This window comes from Polaribacter dokdonensis (assembly GCF_024362345.1).
In the GTDB taxonomy this organism is placed as follows: Bacteria; Bacteroidota; Bacteroidia; order Flavobacteriales; family Flavobacteriaceae; genus Polaribacter; species Polaribacter dokdonensis.
Window position 1 is genome coordinate 2,571,863 of sequence record NZ_CP101505.1, and the last position, 16,186, is coordinate 2,588,048.

The 16,186-nt window shown below is 29.8% G+C and carries 17 protein-coding genes; 10 read left to right on the plus strand and 7 right to left on the minus strand.

Annotation, left to right across the window (positions count from 1 at the left end):
* The first annotated feature begins 41 nt into the window (after window positions 1-41).
* From LPB302_RS11400 to LPB302_RS11415, 4 genes are all read left to right on the plus strand, one after another.
* Window positions 42-320, plus strand: a complete 279-nt coding sequence (locus LPB302_RS11400; RefSeq protein ID WP_053973431.1) for an EF-hand domain-containing protein — start codon at window positions 42-44, stop codon at window positions 318-320.
* A gap of 6 nt (window positions 321-326) precedes the next feature.
* Window positions 327-602, plus strand: coding sequence for an EF-hand domain-containing protein (locus LPB302_RS11405; RefSeq protein ID WP_053973430.1), 276 nt, complete (start codon window positions 327-329; stop codon window positions 600-602).
* A gap of 112 nt (window positions 603-714) precedes the next feature.
* Window positions 715-2,511, plus strand: a complete 1,797-nt coding sequence (gene lepA, locus LPB302_RS11410) for a translation elongation factor 4 (protein WP_053973429.1) — start codon at window positions 715-717, stop codon at window positions 2,509-2,511.
* A gap of 10 nt (window positions 2,512-2,521) precedes the next feature.
* Window positions 2,522-2,692 carry a hypothetical protein gene (locus tag LPB302_RS11415; protein WP_157593838.1) on the plus strand — a complete coding sequence of 57 codons (171 nt, stop codon included), beginning with the start codon at window positions 2,522-2,524 and terminating at the stop codon, window positions 2,690-2,692.
* 168 nt (window positions 2,693-2,860) lie between these two features.
* Here LPB302_RS11415 and LPB302_RS11420 read toward each other — a convergent pair whose 3' ends face one another.
* The 4 genes from LPB302_RS11420 to LPB302_RS11435 form a co-directional block, all read right to left on the minus strand.
* The gene (locus tag LPB302_RS11420) at window positions 2,861-3,625 is read right to left on the minus strand and encodes a LytR/AlgR family response regulator transcription factor (RefSeq protein WP_053973428.1); all 765 of its coding nucleotides are present in this window, start codon (window positions 3,623-3,625) and stop codon (window positions 2,861-2,863) included.
* 9 nt (window positions 3,626-3,634) lie between these two features.
* Window positions 3,635-4,642, minus strand: a complete 1,008-nt coding sequence (locus tag LPB302_RS11425) for a sensor histidine kinase (RefSeq protein WP_053973427.1) — start codon at window positions 4,640-4,642, stop codon at window positions 3,635-3,637.
* Between the two features lie 15 nt (window positions 4,643-4,657).
* Window positions 4,658-7,030, minus strand: coding sequence for a TonB-dependent receptor (locus LPB302_RS11430; RefSeq protein WP_053973426.1), 2,373 nt, complete (start codon window positions 7,028-7,030; stop codon window positions 4,658-4,660).
* Window positions 7,031-7,246: 216 nt separating this feature from the next.
* The gene (locus tag LPB302_RS11435) at window positions 7,247-7,945 is read right to left on the minus strand and encodes a zinc metallopeptidase (RefSeq protein ID WP_053973425.1); all 699 of its coding nucleotides are present in this window, start codon (window positions 7,943-7,945) and stop codon (window positions 7,247-7,249) included.
* A 145-nt stretch (window positions 7,946-8,090) separates the two neighbouring features.
* Between LPB302_RS11435 and LPB302_RS11440 the strand changes: the two genes are divergently transcribed.
* From LPB302_RS11440 to LPB302_RS11465, 6 genes are all read left to right on the plus strand, one after another.
* On the plus strand, window positions 8,091-9,122 hold the full coding sequence (locus LPB302_RS11440; RefSeq protein ID WP_053973424.1) for an asparaginase: 1,032 nt from the start codon (window positions 8,091-8,093) through the stop codon (window positions 9,120-9,122).
* A gap of 237 nt (window positions 9,123-9,359) precedes the next feature.
* Window positions 9,360-10,082, plus strand: a complete 723-nt coding sequence (locus tag LPB302_RS11445; protein WP_015481919.1) for a MotA/TolQ/ExbB proton channel family protein — start codon at window positions 9,360-9,362, stop codon at window positions 10,080-10,082.
* 8 nt (window positions 10,083-10,090) lie between these two features.
* A complete protein-coding gene (locus tag LPB302_RS11450) occupies window positions 10,091-10,552 on the plus strand; it encodes a hypothetical protein (RefSeq protein ID WP_053973423.1) in 462 nt (153 codons plus the stop codon).
* Between the two features lie 3 nt (window positions 10,553-10,555).
* Window positions 10,556-11,200: an ExbD/TolR family protein gene (locus LPB302_RS11455; RefSeq protein WP_053973422.1), complete on the plus strand. Its 645-nt coding sequence runs from the start codon at window positions 10,556-10,558 to the stop codon at window positions 11,198-11,200.
* Between the two features lie 24 nt (window positions 11,201-11,224).
* On the plus strand, window positions 11,225-11,695 hold the full coding sequence (locus LPB302_RS11460; RefSeq protein ID WP_015481922.1) for an ExbD/TolR family protein: 471 nt from the start codon (window positions 11,225-11,227) through the stop codon (window positions 11,693-11,695).
* A 113-nt stretch (window positions 11,696-11,808) separates the two neighbouring features.
* Window positions 11,809-12,483, plus strand: coding sequence for a porin family protein (locus LPB302_RS11465; protein WP_053973421.1), 675 nt, complete (start codon window positions 11,809-11,811; stop codon window positions 12,481-12,483).
* Here the strand turns inward: LPB302_RS11465 and LPB302_RS11470 are convergent.
* The 3 genes from LPB302_RS11470 to asnS form a co-directional block, all read right to left on the minus strand.
* Window positions 12,478-13,077, minus strand: a complete 600-nt coding sequence (locus LPB302_RS11470) for a hypothetical protein (protein ID WP_053973420.1) — start codon at window positions 13,075-13,077, stop codon at window positions 12,478-12,480. The genes LPB302_RS11465 and LPB302_RS11470 overlap by 6 nt on opposite strands.
* Entirely contained in the window at window positions 13,077-14,531 is a 1,455-nt protein-coding gene (gene rpoN / locus LPB302_RS11475; RefSeq protein WP_053973419.1) for an RNA polymerase factor sigma-54, read from the minus strand. Before rpoN ends, LPB302_RS11470 begins: the two co-directional genes overlap by 1 nt.
* An 83-nt stretch (window positions 14,532-14,614) precedes the next feature.
* Entirely contained in the window at window positions 14,615-16,048 is a 1,434-nt protein-coding gene (gene asnS, locus LPB302_RS11480) for an asparagine--tRNA ligase (protein WP_053973418.1), read from the minus strand.
* Window positions 16,049-16,186: the final 138 nt, after the last annotated feature.

Consider the following 16,186-nt stretch of genomic DNA (forward strand, 5'->3'; position numbering starts at 1 on the left):
GGATTGATATCATTCAATTTCTAAATTAGAAACAAAAATAAATGGCTTGGACTAAAGATAAAATCCTAAGAAATATAGAAACTTTAATGCGAAGTAAATTTACGAATCCTAAGCAAGCTTTCGATTTTTACGATGCAGATAAAGATGGTTTTCTTACTAAAAACGATTTTAAAGTGCTGCTAAAAGAAGCTAAAGTAAGTAGTATCATTAGAGGTTTAGTAGCAGAATTTATGATGCAAAGTTTTGATCAAAATAAAGACGATTTAGTAAGTTGGGTAGAGTTTCAAGAAGCAATAAAAGAATCTGGCATTAAAGAATAGCAAAGTATGGGCGCAAAAGAGAATATTTTAAGAGACATTCACAAATTAATAACTACAAAGTTTGCAACTACTGAAGAAGCATTTATCGCTTTTGATAAAGATAAGGATGGTGCTTTAAATAAAGATGAAATTAAAGACCTACTAAAAGAAGCAGGTGTAAATGGTTTTATTAGAGGTATGGTTGCAGGTGAAATGCTAAAAGGTTATGATAAAACAGGTGATGAAACTATAAATAAAGAAGAGTTTACCATTGCCATTTCTGAATTAAAAAGAGACTATTAATTTTAAGATGAAATTTTAATAAAAGTACAATGATTTTCGTTGTACTTTTTTTGTTTGAGAAGGTGTGTAAATAGCATATCTTTGTAGATTGAAAGTAGTTAGATAACGAAGTATGAAGAATATTAGAAACTTTTGTATAATTGCTCACATAGATCATGGTAAAAGTACTTTAGCAGATCGATTGTTAGATTATACTGGCTCTGTAACTGAACGTGAAAAACAAAATCAGTTATTAGATAATATGGATTTGGAGCGTGAACGTGGAATTACCATAAAATCGCATGCTATTCAGATGGATTTTGTTCATAATGGAGAACCATATATTCTAAATTTAATTGATACTCCAGGTCATGTAGATTTTTCTTACGAAGTTTCTAGATCTATTGCAGCTTGTGAAGGTGCTTTGTTAATTGTAGATGCAGCACAAAGTATACAAGCTCAAACAATATCTAACTTATACTTGGCTTTAGAGAATGATTTAGAGATTATTCCTATTCTAAACAAAGTAGATTTACCATCTGCCAACCCAGAAGAGGTTACAGATGATATTGTAGATTTGTTAGGTTGTGATCCAGAAGAAGTGATACACGCAAGTGGTAAAACTGGTTATGGTGTAGACAATATTTTAGAAGCAATTATCGATAGAATTCCTGCACCAAAAGGTAAACCAGATGCACCTTTACAAGCCCTAATTTTTGATTCGGTTTACAATTCTTATAGAGGAATTGAAACTTACTTTAGAGTAATTAATGGTGAGATAAAAAAGGGTCAAGAAATAAAGTTCATGGCTACAGGAAAAAATTATTTTGCTGATGAAGTTGGAACTTTAAAACTAGAACAAGTAGTTAAGAAAACTGTAAAAACAGGAGATGTAGGGTATTTAATTACAGGTATTAAAACTGCGAAAGAAGTAAAAGTAGGAGACACTATTACAGACGCACACAACCCAACAACAGAAATTATTGATGGTTTTGAAGATGTAAAGCCAATGGTTTTTGCAGGTATTTATCCTGTAGATACAGAAGACTATGAAGAATTGCGTTATTCTATGGAAAAACTGCAATTAAATGATGCTTCTTTGGTGTTTCAACCAGAAAGTTCTGCAGCCTTAGGTTTTGGTTTTAGATGTGGATTTTTGGGTATGTTACACATGGAAATTATTCAAGAACGTTTAGAACGTGAGTTTAACATGACAGTGATAACAACTGTGCCAAACGTATCATATCATGCATTTACCAATAAAGAACCAGATGAAATCTTAATTGTAAATAATCCATCAGATTTACCTGAGCCTTCTAAATTAAATAGAGTAGAAGAGCCTTTTATTAAAGCCTCAATTGTAACCAAATCAGATTTTGTAGGTCAAGTAATGTCACTTTGTATAGAAAAAAGAGGGCAAATTGTAAATCAGACCTATTTAACAACACAAAGAGTAGAGCTTATTTTCGAAATGCCTTTGGCAGAAATTGTATTCGATTTTTATGATCGTTTAAAAACAGTTTCTAAGGGTTATGCTTCTTTCGATTATCATCCAATAGGAATGAAAGAATCGAAATTAGTAAGAGTAGATATTTTATTAAATGGAGACACTGTAGATGCACTTTCTGCTTTATTACATGCAGATAATGCCTATACAATTGGTAAAAAAATAGTAGAGAAATTAAAAACTTTAATTCCAAGACAACAATTTGATATTCCTATCCAAGCTGCAATTGGGGCCAAAATTATTGCCAGAGAAACCACCAAAGCTTTGCGTAAAGATGTAACTGCAAAATGTTATGGAGGAGATATTTCTAGAAAGCGTAAGTTATTAGAAAAGCAGAAAAAAGGTAAGAAAAGAATGCGTCAAGTAGGTAATGTAGAAATTCCACAAGAAGCATTTATGGCTGTTTTAAAGTTAAACGACTAGTACTTTTTAAATGAATAAATTTAGAATTATTGGTGTTTTAATTCTAGCAATTAGTGCTGCTTATATTATAATTTTCGATTTTAGTAACGATGTTCTAGATTTTATAGCAGGTATGTTTATGGCTGTAGGAATTGCATTTACTTTCGGAATTTTACCCAAGAAAAAACAAAATAAAAAGTAGTTTAAAACTATTTTAAAGCATAAGAAAAACCTTTTTGAGTAATCAAAAAGGTTTTTTTATTTGTAGCTATTTCCTGCTTTCACTACTCGCTTTTTTTGAAAAAACAAAAAAGAGCTTAAACAAATCGTTCAATCAGGGCTAGACTTGTTTACAGGCTTTTTTCTAAACCTAATTCTCTAACCACTTTCTAAAGTCGGATGTTGTAGAAGAACTTGTCATCACTTTTTCTTTGTGATTTTTAATAGAAATTAATAATCGATTTTTAAAATGACTCTCTATATTTTCTATAAAATCGATGTTTACAATTTCGCTTCTATTAATCTTAAAAAACTTTTTAGGATTCAATTGTTGATGAATAGTTCCTAAATTTTGTGAAATAGTATGTCTTTTACCTTCAGCATCATTTACCAAACAAAAGTCTCCAGAAGCAGTAATTAAACTAATATCTATAGCATTCAATAGTTGAATGCCTTTTGCTTTTTTAATTACAAATCGTTTTTTATAAGTTGTGTTTTCTTCTTGTAAGGCAGATTTTAAGGCATCTATTGTGCTACTGTTAAGTGTGTTGTAATCTCCTTTTTTAAATAATGCTTGGTATTTTTGAATGGCTTTATCAAAATCATTTTGCGAATATGGTTTTAGAATGTACGCAATTCCATTGGTGTTAAATGCCTGAAAGAGATAATCATCATGTGCAGAACAGAAAATAATGGGAGTTTCAATTTTAACGGCATTAAATAAATCAAAAGACAAACCATCTAATAATTGAATGTCAGATAAAATAAAATCGTACGAATTTTCTGCTAAAAGTGTTTTGCCATCAACTATAGAACGTGCCCAATCCTGAGATATTTTTACATCAAAAAAAGCATCTAAACACTTGGTTAATTTTTGATATGCAGGTATTTCGTCTTCTAGAATTAAAATCTTCATTTTTTAATTTTATTCGCTTAAAGTAATAATTGGTATAAAAACTTCGAACTTATTATCCATATTATGAACTTGCATTTTTTCATCTGAAAGTATTTTATAACGTGCTTTTAGGTTTTTTAGTCCTGTTCCTAAAGAATCTGCTTTTAAACTGTTTTTAGATTTTGTATTGGTTACAATTAACCAACCTTCATTTATTTGAATAGTAGTTTCAATGGCATTTTTACCATCAGATTTATTGTGTTTTACTACATTTTCTAGTAAAGTTTGCAGGGCGCTTGTGGGTATAAATTTATCGGTTAAAGAAATGTTTTCTTCAATTTTAAATTGGTAGTCCTTGGCAAATCTAGTATCAATTAAAAAAATATAGTTTTTAGCAAATTCTAATTCAGATGCAAGCTCCATAACTTCTGCATCTTTTGTTTTTATCAAATATCTGTAAATTAAAGAAAGTCTATTTATATACTCTTTAGCTTTATTTGGGTTGGTGTCTATTAAAGAATCTAAAGTGTTTAGATTGTTAAATAAAAAGTGAGGATCTATTTGTGAACGTAACAATTTTAATTCGTTCTCTTTTTGTTGTTTTTGTGCTTCTAATAAATCTTGCTGGCCTTCGTAGAATTTTTTAATTAGTAAAATACCTAATGGCAAAGCAATCATATCTACAGCATTATATAAACCATCATTTAAATAAGAAGCTACGTTTTTAATGGTGCTAATAGATCCACCAGCAGTATATCTACCTATTATATTGTCTAAAGTACCAACAACAGTTAATAAAATTATGCTTGTAAAAAAGAACAAAATATAATTTTTCTTCGCTACTAAATAAACTGGCACAATCTTTTGAATGAATAGTAATATTACAAGAATGGCAAGTAAAGTACTTGATGGAAAATCTACAATATATTCTATTAGTTTATTTCCTTCTCTGTAATAATCGAGACAACCTAAAACCATGGTTGTTCCAAAGACGATGAAAAGAATTACCCAGTCTGATTTGTTTAGCTTAGTGTTCATAGTTGAGCTAAGATATTAATTACCAGTGTTAATTCTATTTTCTTCGTCTCTATTTCTGTTTCTTCTTGCTTTTTTCTTTCCAAATTGATCTCCAAAACTATAGGTTAATCTAAATTGAATGTTTTGTCTAGAGCCATTACTTTCTACTGCAGCAGTTCCATTTCCATAATCTATATTACCTACAAAACCTCTGTTTAGCATTTTATTAAAACCTAAGTTGGCCTTTAATTTTTTATTTAAAAAAGATTTACCAAAAGAAAAGTTTAATTCTGCAAGCCAATCTACTTCTATTTGGCCTTCTAAAGCTCCTGTTCCATAATTACCATTTACTTCAAAATTTACATCCCAAGGTAATTCGTAGCTAGCTTGCACAAACCAAATCAAATTCCATTTGTTTAAATCTACTCCATAAGTAGAAGATTGAAAATCAGTGTTAGTTACAATAATACCTGTGTAACCTTCTAAACCATCAGTGAAATTTAAAGGCGCAAATAATCTAAAATTCCAGTTGGTATTGTTTTCTACATTAACTTCTTGTTGTCTAATTTGTGCTGTATTATTATCCTGACGAATTAATTGAAAAATTTCATCATCTGTTTTGCTGTAACCAATAGTAAAAAATGGTTGACCTTCATAGGTTAAATTAAATTGATAGTTGTTGGTGTAAGAAGGAGTTAAAAACGGGTTTCCTTCACCTGCAGAAAAAGGATCTAAAAAGGTTGCAAACGAGTTTAAACTATTGTAAGAAGGTCTCTGTATTCTATAACTATAAGAAACACTTGCCCCTAAAACATCTGTAATTTTTCTACTTATTGAAGCACTTGGAAACAATTTTTTAATAGGTCTTTCTAAAACTTCTGTTCTTGTACTTCCATTGTCCATAAAAATAGATGTACCATCTGTATTACTATCTTCATAACGTAAACCACCAGAAAAAGACCATTTACCAGAAGTTGCATTAATTTTTGAATACACAGCAAATATGGTTTCATCAATTAAAAACTGGCTACTTTCATCTTCATTAAAATCGAAACCACCAGAATTATTCTCGGTTAAAGATTGCAAATCATTGTTAGTAGCAACATCTGCAAAACGTGAACCTACACTTAATTTAAAATTGTCTGTAAATTCTTTACTGTAATCTATGCTATAGGTTTTAATATTATAGGTACCATCTTGAATGTATCTTCTATCAGTAAAAGGAATTGTACTGCCTGCAACATCATATAAAGTATTTGTATTGTCATTTACAAAATCTAAATAATTAAAATCAATTAATAATCGATCTGTATCTGTTTTATATTCATAATATGGATTGATGGAATAATTTTTACGTTCTCTATCAAAACTATTTTCAGAAAATAACGTATTTGTGCTGTTTGCATCAGAAATAATAGTTTCACTAGATGCAATTCTGGTTGAATTTCTAGTATTAAAACTTGTACCTAAACCAATAGAGTTTTTATCGTTAATGTAATAATCTAAACTACCACTAATTCTAAAATTATCAGGGTCATAAGGCTCTCTAGTAGTTTGGTCATAAGTTTCATTACCAACAGTTCTTACTAAAAATAAATCTTCTCTAAACGTTGGTTGTGAGTATCCTATACTTGTTTGCCAGTTTAATTTATTTTTATAGCTGGCTATAGAAAATCCAGAACCCCACTCAAAACCTTGGTCTTCCCCAATCCAAGAATTCACACTTCCATGTGTACCTAGTTTTACGTTTTTCTTTAATATGATGTTAATAATTGCTGCTGATCCAGATGCTTGATATTCTGCTCCTGGCTGTTCTACAACTTCTATTTTAGAAATATTATCTGCAGGAAAATCTCTAAGTAGTGTTTCTACATCCATATATTCTGTAGTTTTTCCGTTGATTAAAATTCGGACTCCACTGTTACCTGCTATTGAAATTCCGTTGTTTGTTACTAAAACTCCAGGTACTTTGCGCATAACATCTTGCAGAGAAGTATTAATCATTTCCGATTTTTCTAAATCAACAATTAATTTTTCTGCAGTTTGCTTAATAACAGGTCTTTTACTTTTTACAACAACTTCGTTTAAAGATTGACTAGTTTCTTTTAAAGTAATGTTGAACGTTTTATTAGTTCTTAAATTGAATTTAGCAATTTTTTCAGTTTCAAAACCCAACATAGATATTTCTAAAACATATTCTCCTTCAGAAATGTTTTCTAGAATGTATGTACCATCATCTTTAGAAACAGTTCCTTTGGGGTTTGATGTTTTATCAGCATTATACAATACAATATTGGCAAAAGGTAAAGGATCATTTTGCTCATCTACAATTTTACCTGATATATTATGTTGTGCAAAAACAGATAAAATTCCGAAGAAAAAAAGGGTTGTGGTAAATAGAAGTTTCATTTTGGTTAATTTATTTTTATTAGTAACACTGTAAAAGTGCCTACTTTGTTACAAAAGAAAAATCAAAATCTGATGAAGTGGGTTAATTTTCCTTTAAACAGATATTTATTTTCTATAAAAATAAAGACGCGCAAAATTGAGAAAAGGTTTTCTAAACAAAAAAAACACTCTTCAGTTAAAAGAGTGTTTTTTATAATATTATTAAATCGTTGAAGCTTAATCTCTACCTCCAAGAACTTGTAAACCCCAGTATAAAAGCATTGCTAAAGAACCAAGAGCAGCAACTAAATAGGTTCTTGCAGCCCATTTTAATGCGTCTTTAGAGCCAGCATATTCTTCTTGAGAAACCATATTTTTATTTTTTAACCAAGCCAATGCTCTGTTACTTGCATCATATTCTACAGGTAATGTAATAAAACTGAATACAGTTGCAAGAGCCATCATTGCTAAACCAGCAATAGCTACATAAAAACCAATTCCTGAAGCACCAGAGGCAGCTCCTAAAATTAAACCACCAATTACTAACCATTGAGAAAACCTAGAGGAAACACTAACAACAGGTACTAATTTAGAACGCATTGTTAACCAGTCATAAGCAGTAGCATGTTGTACTGCATGACCAACTTCGTGAGCAGCAACAGCAGCTGCAGCTGCATTTCTTTGGTTGTAAACAGCCTCGCTTAAATTTACAGTTTTATCTTTTGGATTATAATGATCTGTTAGTCTACCAGGAGTAGAAATTACTTTAACATCGTAAATACCATTATCAGCTAACATTTTTTCTGCAATCTCAGCACCACTCATGCCATTTCTTAAAGCAACCTTAGAGTATTTTTTAAATTTACTCTTTAAAGTGTTACTTATTAACCAGCTTACAAGAGAAATAACTCCAATAAGTATATAAAATCCTATCATAATTTATGTTTTTAAAAATTGTATATCATATTTGTTTGATAAATTTACAACATAAATTATTCCATTTTATTTTTTAGGAAGAAAAATAAAGAATAATCAATAAAAGGCAGATTATTTAGAAGTACATAAATATTTAAATGACAATATGACAAATAAACCTAATATTCTTATTGTTTACACAGGTGGAACCATTGGTATGATTAAAGATTATAAAACCAATGCATTAAAGGCATTCGATTTTGGTCAAATAACCAAAAATATACCAGAATTGCATCAACTTAATTGTAATATAGAAAGTATTTCTTTTGATGAACCTATAGATTCCTCTAACATGAATGTAGATTTCTATAGAAAAATTGTGGATATTATTGAGGAGAATTATAAAAAGTACGATGGTTTTGTGATACTTTCAGGTTCAGATACAATGTCTTATGTTTCTTCTGCTATTAGTTTTATGTTAGAAAATTTGCAAAAACCCATCATATTTACTGGTTCTCAATTACCCATTGGAGATTTAAGGACAGATGCAAAAGAGAATTTAATTACCTCTATAGAAATAGCTTGTGCTAAAAAAGATGATAAACCAGTTATAGCTGAGGTTTGTTTGTATTTCGAATATAAGTTGTACAGAGCAAATAGAACTACTAAAATTAATGCAGAACAATTTGAAGCGTTTACCTCAATGAATTATCCTCCATTAGCAGAAAGTGGGGTGCATTTAAATTTTAACGACTATTACATTCATAAACCTGTAGGAGATAAAGAATTGGTAATCAGAAAAAACTTGGTGAATGATATTGCTATTTTAAAACTATTTCCAGGTATTACAGGCAATGTAGTTTCAAGTATTTTAAATACAAAAAATTTAAAAGGAGTTGTTTTAGAAACTTATGGAGCAGGTAATGCACCAGATCAACAATGGTTTTTAAAATTATTAAAAGAGGCAACTCAAAAAAATATTAAAATAATAAATGTAACACAATGTGTTGCTGGTTCTGTTTCACAAGGGCATTATGAAACAAGTGTAGTACTTAAAGAGTTAGGTGTAATTAGTGGTAAAGATATTACAACAGAAACAGCAATTGCTAAATTAATGTATTTGTTACACGAAGATTTGAGTGATGAAGAATTTACCCATTATTTCGAAAAACCATTAAGGGGAGAATTAACAATTTAATGCACTTTTCATAAAAAACTCATAATATTATCAAATTATTAATAATTGTGCTCAGAAAACAGAAATGCATAAAAAAAAATTTTTTTATGCATAACATTTTTTGTTACTTGGCACTCTCTTAAATGAAAAGGTTATGTTTTAAGCGCAAAAAAAGATAAAGTGCTACATAATTTCTATTTTTGAGATGAAAATTTATATCTTTAACCCGTTAACTATTAAAATTAATTTATAACTAAGATGAAAAAAGTAGTAAATGTCTTATCTGTAACAGGATTTATGTTTTTTGGAGCTGTACAATCTACATTCGCTCAAGAAGCAGCAACTGAATCGCAAACATTTCACCAAATATTAAAGCAAAACTTTATTGATGGTGGACCAGGATTTATGGGAATTGTATTAGTAGCTTTAATTTTAGGTTTAGCTATTGCCATTGAAAGAATTATTTATTTAAACATGGCAACTACAAACACTAAAAAATTATTAGCAAACGTAGATGACGCATTAAGCTCAGGAGGAGTAGAAGCAGCAAAAGAAGTTTGTAGAAATACAAAAGGACCTGTAGCATCTATTTTTTATCAAGGTTTAGATAGAGTTGATGAAGGTATTGAGGAAGCTGAAAAAGCAGTTGTTTCTTATGGAGGAGTTCAAATGGGACAATTAGAGAAAAACGTATCTTGGATTTCTTTATTTATTGCATTAGCACCAATGCTTGGTTTCATGGGTACTGTAATTGGTATGATTGGAGCATTTAACGACATTGCTGTAGCAAACGATATTTCACCAGCAGTAGTAGCAGGTGGTATTAAAGTAGCCTTATTAACAACCGTATTTGGTTTAATTGTGGCTATTATTCTTCAGATTTTTTATAATTACATCGTTGCAAAAATCGATAGTATTGTAAATAATATGGAAGACGCTTCTATCTCATTGATAGATTTATTAGTAAAGTATAAAAAATAAAACTTAATATGAAAAGTAATAAAATTTTAAATATTTTAATTGCTGCAATAGCACTTATTGGTGGTTTTCTTTTCATAAGAGTTTTTATGGAAGATACAGATGCCATTGAAACAGATGTTGACGTAGCTAATAGCGTGGTTAGCCCATTAATCTATTATTCAACATATTTATTTTATGCTGCTGTAATAATTACAATAGGTTTATCGTTAATTAGTTTAGTAAGAAACCCAGAAAACTTAAAGAAAACTTTAGGAGGTTTGGCAATCTTAGGAGTTCTTTTACTTGTAGCTTATTTCTTATCAGACAGTGAAGCAGTTTATAATGCAGCTGGAGAAATAGAATCAGGAGGAGAAGAAGGCTCTGCAGTAAATAAATGGGTTGGAACAGGAATATGGTATAGTGTTATCTTAGGAGGTATTGCTAGTTTATTCTTTGTTTGGGACTTATTAAAAGGATTAGTAAAATCATAATATATGGCAAGAAGAGATAACCCAGAAATTAACGCAGGTTCTATGGCAGATATCGCTTTTCTGCTATTAATTTTCTTTTTAGTTACTACTACAATGAATGTAGATTCAGGTATCTCTAAGAAGTTATCAGAAAAGCCACCTATTGATTATGTACCACCTGTAATTAAGAAAAAGAACATATTTGAGGTAAATATTAACAGAAACAACGAACTACTTGTTGAAGGAGAACGTATGGATGTTAAAAACCTTAAAGATGAAGCTGTAAAGTTTATTGATAATGGTGGAGGTGTAGGAAATCCAGGAGAGGATGGAACACCAGGAAAAGCATGTGACTATTGTAAAGGAGAAAGAAGTGATGCTTCTTCAGATCATCCTAACAAAGCAATTATATCTGTTCAGAGTGATAGAGGTACTGATTATGGTACGTATATTGTAGTTCAAAATGAGCTTTTAAAAGCTTATACAGAATTAAGAAACAGATTAGCAAGAGAACGTTATGGAATGTCTTACCAAGAGTTAGAACAAGCTTTTGCTGACGCAAAGAAAAGTGCAGACCTATCTAGTCAAGTAGATAAATTGAGAAAAAAAGTTGAAGATATAAAAACAGCTTATCCTCAAATTATTTCTGATGCAGAACCAACTTCATAATTAATTTAAATTTAAAACAAAAGTATGTCTAAATTTAGAAAAAAGAAAAAAGGAATGCCAGCTGTAAACACAGCTGCTCTGCCAGATATCGTGTTTATGTTACTATTCTTTTTCATGGTTACAACAACTATGAGAGAAACTAATTTAGTAATTGAAAATCCAAGATTACCTGGAGCAACAGAAATTAAGAAGTTAGAAGATAAGAGTTTAGTAAGTACTATTTATATTGGTAAGTCTAAAGATCCAAATAGAGATGGTGTTGGTTATAACAAGATTCAGTTGAATGATAAAATTTCATCTGCAGATCAAGTACCAGCTTTTATTTTTAGCAAAAGAGATAAAATAGCTGAAGCTTTACACCCTTTTATGACAACGTCTATTAAGGCTGATAAAGAATCTAATGTAGGTACAATTATAGATGTTAGATTAAAATTAAGAGATGTAAATGCTCTTAAAATTAACTACTCTACAACTGCTGCAGCTCAGAATAATTAAAGACATTTAGTTATATAGATTAAGGGTTAATTCATTTGAATTAACCCTTTTTTACTGAAGTTATTTTAGTTTTTATACTGAAAAATGTATCTTTAAAATCCATTGTTAAAGAAATGAAAAACAACATACTTCTTTTATTATTACTTTTTATTACTCAAATCTGTGTAGCTCAAAAAGATTCATTGCAATTGGGTGATAAATATTCTGAAGATCATATATATGCTTCTATTTCTTATGCACAATTATTGAATCAGCCTACAGGAATTACAAGAAGTGGCTTTTCTTATTCACTTTCTTTTGGCTTTTTGAAAGATTTTACACTGAATAAAAATGGTAATGTAGCAATTGCATTAGGGGTGGGTTATGGTTATGATTTTTTTAATCATCAATTAAAAGTACAGGAAACTAATGGAAACACCATTTTTGATGCTGGTTTAGATTTAGAATCAAATAAATTTTCTGCTCATAATTTAGAGATTCCAATTGAATTAAGATGGAGAACATCAACAGCTAGAAAGTATGATTTCTGGAGAATATATTCAGGAATTAAGTTTTTATATAATTTTTCTAATAACTTTAATTACATAGATAACAGTGTATCATTTTCTTTTGATGATGTTACTAGCTTTCGAAAACTACAATATGGTTTAACTTTATCTGCAGGTTATGATGAGTTTAACTTTAATGTCTACTATAGTTTAACTCCACTTTTTGAAAATGCAACATTAAATGGAGAGGATATTAATAGTTCAGTCATAAAATTTGGACTGATATTCTATATTTTATAATATCCAATAAAGACCAAAAACGGAGCTAATTCCAATGAAAAAGCCTAAATAAACCTCTTTAGGTTGGTGTGCTTTTAAATGTAACCTTGAGCTTGCTAATAAACCACCAATTAAAAAATTGATAATGATTATCAGTAAATAAGAGGCATTATCAACAATGCTCAAAAGCATAAAAAAACCACAAGAAATACCTATTGACAAGAGATGAATACTAGATTTTATTTTAAAATATAAAAGGATATAGGTTAAGATTAATCCTATGGATGTTGCATAAAAAAGTAACGATAAGTCCTGCAGAGCATCTACATAGCTAAACAGGTTACCTAAGCCATAAAATAGAAGTAACATTAAACCCAATGGAATTCTTCTTTCTTTTTTAGATTCTAATTGATAGCTATTGATAAGATTAAATTTCTTTAATAAAATTAATAATAGCAGTGGTAAAATATAAGTAGCTCCAAATATCAAAATTAGAGTTACTAATTTTTGATTTCTTTCTATGGGTAAAGGAGATATTAAAAAGTAAATAATTACACCAACTGTAGGAATTACAATTGGATGAAATACAGTTGATATAATTTTATGAAATCGCACTAAATTTCTTTTCGTAAACGAGCAACAGGTAAATCTAATTGTTCTCTATATTTGGCTACTGTTCTCCTTGCAATTGGGTACCCCTTTTCTTTTAAGATCCCAGATAATTTTTCATCAGTTAGTGGTTTCTTCTTATTTTCCTCTGCAATAACTGTTTCTAAAATCTTCTTTATTTCTTTGGTTGATACATCTTCTCCTTGATCATTTTTCATAGATTCAGAGAAGAACTCCTTTATTAGTTTTGTACCATAAGGAGTAGATACATATTTACTGTTTGCAACCCTAGAAACTGTTGAAACATCCATATTAATTTTGTCTGCAATATCTTTTAGAATCATTGGTTTTAACTTGCGCTCATCACCAGTTAAAAAATAATCATATTGATAGTGCATAATAGTATTCATGGTAACCAATAAGGTTTGCTGACGCTGTTTAATAGCATCTATAAACCATTTTGCAGCATCTAATTTTTGTTTGATAAAGAACACTGCATCTTTCTGAGATTTGCTTTTAGAGTTAGATTCTTGATACCCTTTTAACATGTTATTGTATTCTCTAGAAACATGCAATTCAGGTGCATTTCTTGCATTTAAAGTTAAATCCAATTCACCATCAATAATTTTAATTGAAAAGTCAGGAACAATTTGTTCTGCTATTTTATTGTTACCTGCATAAGAACTTCCTGGTTTTGGATTTAATTTCGAAATTTCGCTATTTATTTCTTTCAGCTCTTCTTCAGAGATATTAAATTTTTCTTGAAGCTTTTTGTAGTGTTTTTTCACAAAATGATCAAAAGCATTTTCTAATACATCTATTGCTAAACTACGTACTTTATTAGATTCTTTTGTTTTTAGCTGTATAATTAGACATTCTTTTAAATCTCTTGCACCAACTCCTGTAGGATCTAAAGTATGGATGACTTTTTTTAATACTTCAACAACTTTTTCTTCTGTTGTAAATACGTTTGCAGTAAAAGCCAAATCATCTACTAAATCTATAATTTCTCTTCTAATGTAGCCACTGTCATCAATACTACCCACTAAAAAATCTGCTATGGCTCTTTCTTCTTCATCTAAATTAAAGGTGTTTAATTGATTTACTAAAGATTGGTGAAAAGATGTGCCAGCTGCATAAGGCACATTTTTTTCCTCATCATCAGAAGAATAGTTATTGGCTTGAGTTTTATAGTTTGGTATTTCATCATCACTCAAATATTCATCAATATTAATATCTTCTGCCTCTATTTTTTCATTTCCTGCATCTTCATATTCATTCGAAAAATCATCATCAGCATCAGAATTATCTTTTCCAGTATCTAAAGCAGGGTTTTCTTCAATTTCTTGTTTAAGTCTTTCTTCAAATGCTTGTGTAGGCAATTGAATTAATTTCATCAACTGAATTTGTTGAGGAGATAATTTTTGTAAGAGTTTATATTGTAAACTTTGTTTTAGCATATACACAAATATAACAAATCGTGTAAAATAAAATCGCCATTCTTTTAGGAATGACGATTGAATATCTTGTAGAATTTAGTTTCTTAAAATTCTGCGTTTTGTGGTGTTCTAGGAAATGGAATTACATCTCTAATATTACTCATACCAGTTGCGAATTGTACTAATCTTTCAAATCCAAGTCCAAACCCAGAATGAACAGCAGTTCCATATTTACGTAAATCTAAATACCACCATAATTCTTTTTCTTCAATATCTAGGGCTTTCATTTTTTCTACTAAAACATCAAAGCGTTCTTCTCTTTGAGAACCACCAACAATTTCTCCAATTCCAGGAAAAAGAACATCCATAGCTCTTACAGTTTTACCATCATCATTTAAACGCATGTAAAATGCTTTAATATTGGCTGGATAATCGAATAAAATCACTGGACATTTAAAGTGTTTTTCAACTAAAAAACGTTCGTGTTCAGATTGTAAATCTGCTCCCCATTCATTTATAGGAAACTGAAATTTCTTCTTTTTGTTTGGTTTAGAATTTCTTAATATATCTATAGCTTCTGTATAAGAAACACGTTTAAAGTTATTATCAACCACAAACTTTAGTTTTTCAATTAAGCTCATTTCACTTCGTTGAGCTTGTGGTTTACCTTTTTCTTCTTGCGTTAATCGTTGATCTAAAAATTCTAAATCGTCTTTACAAGTATCTAAAACATCTTTTAAAACCGATTTTATAAAATCTTCAGCCAAATCCATGTTACCATCTAAATCCATAAAGGCAACTTCTGGTTCAATCATCCAAAATTCTGCTAAATGACGAGTAGTATTAGAGTTTTCTGCTCTAAAAGTTGGGCCAAAAGTGTAAGCTTTACCTAAAGACATTGCAAAAGTTTCTGCTTCTAACTGACCTGAAACTGTTAGATTGGTTTCTTTACCAAAAAAGTCTTTACTAAAATCTATTTTACCATCTTCTGTAACTGGTGCTTTATTGTCTTCAAAGTTGGTAACTCTAAACATTTCACCTGCACCTTCTGCATCAGAACCAGTTATAATTGGTGTATTTACATAATTAAAACCATTCTCTTGAAAGTATTTGTGAACAGCAAAAGATAATTTAGAACGTACACGCATAACAGCACTAAAAGTATTTGTACGCATACGTAAATGAGCGTTTTCTCTCAAAAATTCAAAGCTATGTTTTTTAGGTTGAATTGGATATTCATCTGGATTAGAATCTCCTAAAATTTCAATTTCTGATACCTGAATTTCTACTGTTTGCCCTCTTCCTTGGCTTTCTACAATTGTTCCTTTAATGGCAACTGCTGCACCTGTAGTAATTCTTTTTAACGTCTCTTCTGCAGTGTTTTCAAAATCAATAACACATTGTATGTTTTTAATGGTTGAGCCATCATTTAAAGCAATAAATCGATTACTTCTAAACGTTCTTACCCATCCTTTTACATGAACTTCTTGTAAAATTGTACTCGATTCTAATAATTCTGCAACGTTACTCACTTTCATCTTTACTTTTTTCTTGGATTTATACAATATCATTTTACTAAAGTGTAAAGATACTTTTTTGAGAGATATTGGGCAATTGAATAATTAGAATAAAACCTATTTTTAAATTTAATTTAGTGTATTTTAGTCTTCTAATTA

Bases quoted from the DNA above. Each gene is read 5' to 3' on its own strand.
- asnS (WP_053973418.1), bottom strand. From the start codon at position 16,048: ATGAAAGTGAGTAACGTTGCAGAATTATTAGAATCGAGTACAATTTTA.
- LPB302_RS11445 (WP_015481919.1), top strand. From the start codon at position 9,360: ATGAAAAAAGTAGTAAATGTCTTATCTGTAACAGGATTTATGTTTTTT.
- LPB302_RS11420 (WP_053973428.1), bottom strand. From the start codon at position 3,625: ATGAAGATTTTAATTCTAGAAGACGAAATACCTGCATATCAAAAATTA.
- LPB302_RS11450 (WP_053973423.1), top strand. From the start codon at position 10,091: ATGAAAAGTAATAAAATTTTAAATATTTTAATTGCTGCAATAGCACTT.
- LPB302_RS11455 (WP_053973422.1), top strand. From the start codon at position 10,556: ATGGCAAGAAGAGATAACCCAGAAATTAACGCAGGTTCTATGGCAGAT.
- LPB302_RS11435 (WP_053973425.1), bottom strand. From the start codon at position 7,945: ATGATAGGATTTTATATACTTATTGGAGTTATTTCTCTTGTAAGCTGG.
- LPB302_RS11460 (WP_015481922.1), top strand. From the start codon at position 11,225: ATGTCTAAATTTAGAAAAAAGAAAAAAGGAATGCCAGCTGTAAACACA.
- LPB302_RS11400 (WP_053973431.1), top strand. From the start codon at position 42: ATGGCTTGGACTAAAGATAAAATCCTAAGAAATATAGAAACTTTAATG.
- LPB302_RS11465 (WP_053973421.1), top strand. From the start codon at position 11,809: ATGAAAAACAACATACTTCTTTTATTATTACTTTTTATTACTCAAATC.
- LPB302_RS11430 (WP_053973426.1), bottom strand. From the start codon at position 7,030: ATGAAACTTCTATTTACCACAACCCTTTTTTTCTTCGGAATTTTATCT.
- lepA (WP_053973429.1), top strand. From the start codon at position 715: ATGAAGAATATTAGAAACTTTTGTATAATTGCTCACATAGATCATGGT.
- LPB302_RS11405 (WP_053973430.1), top strand. From the start codon at position 327: ATGGGCGCAAAAGAGAATATTTTAAGAGACATTCACAAATTAATAACT.
- LPB302_RS11415 (WP_157593838.1), top strand. From the start codon at position 2,522: ATGAATAAATTTAGAATTATTGGTGTTTTAATTCTAGCAATTAGTGCT.
- LPB302_RS11440 (WP_053973424.1), top strand. From the start codon at position 8,091: ATGACAAATAAACCTAATATTCTTATTGTTTACACAGGTGGAACCATT.
- rpoN (WP_053973419.1), bottom strand. From the start codon at position 14,531: ATGCTAAAACAAAGTTTACAATATAAACTCTTACAAAAATTATCTCCT.
- LPB302_RS11425 (WP_053973427.1), bottom strand. From the start codon at position 4,642: ATGAACACTAAGCTAAACAAATCAGACTGGGTAATTCTTTTCATCGTC.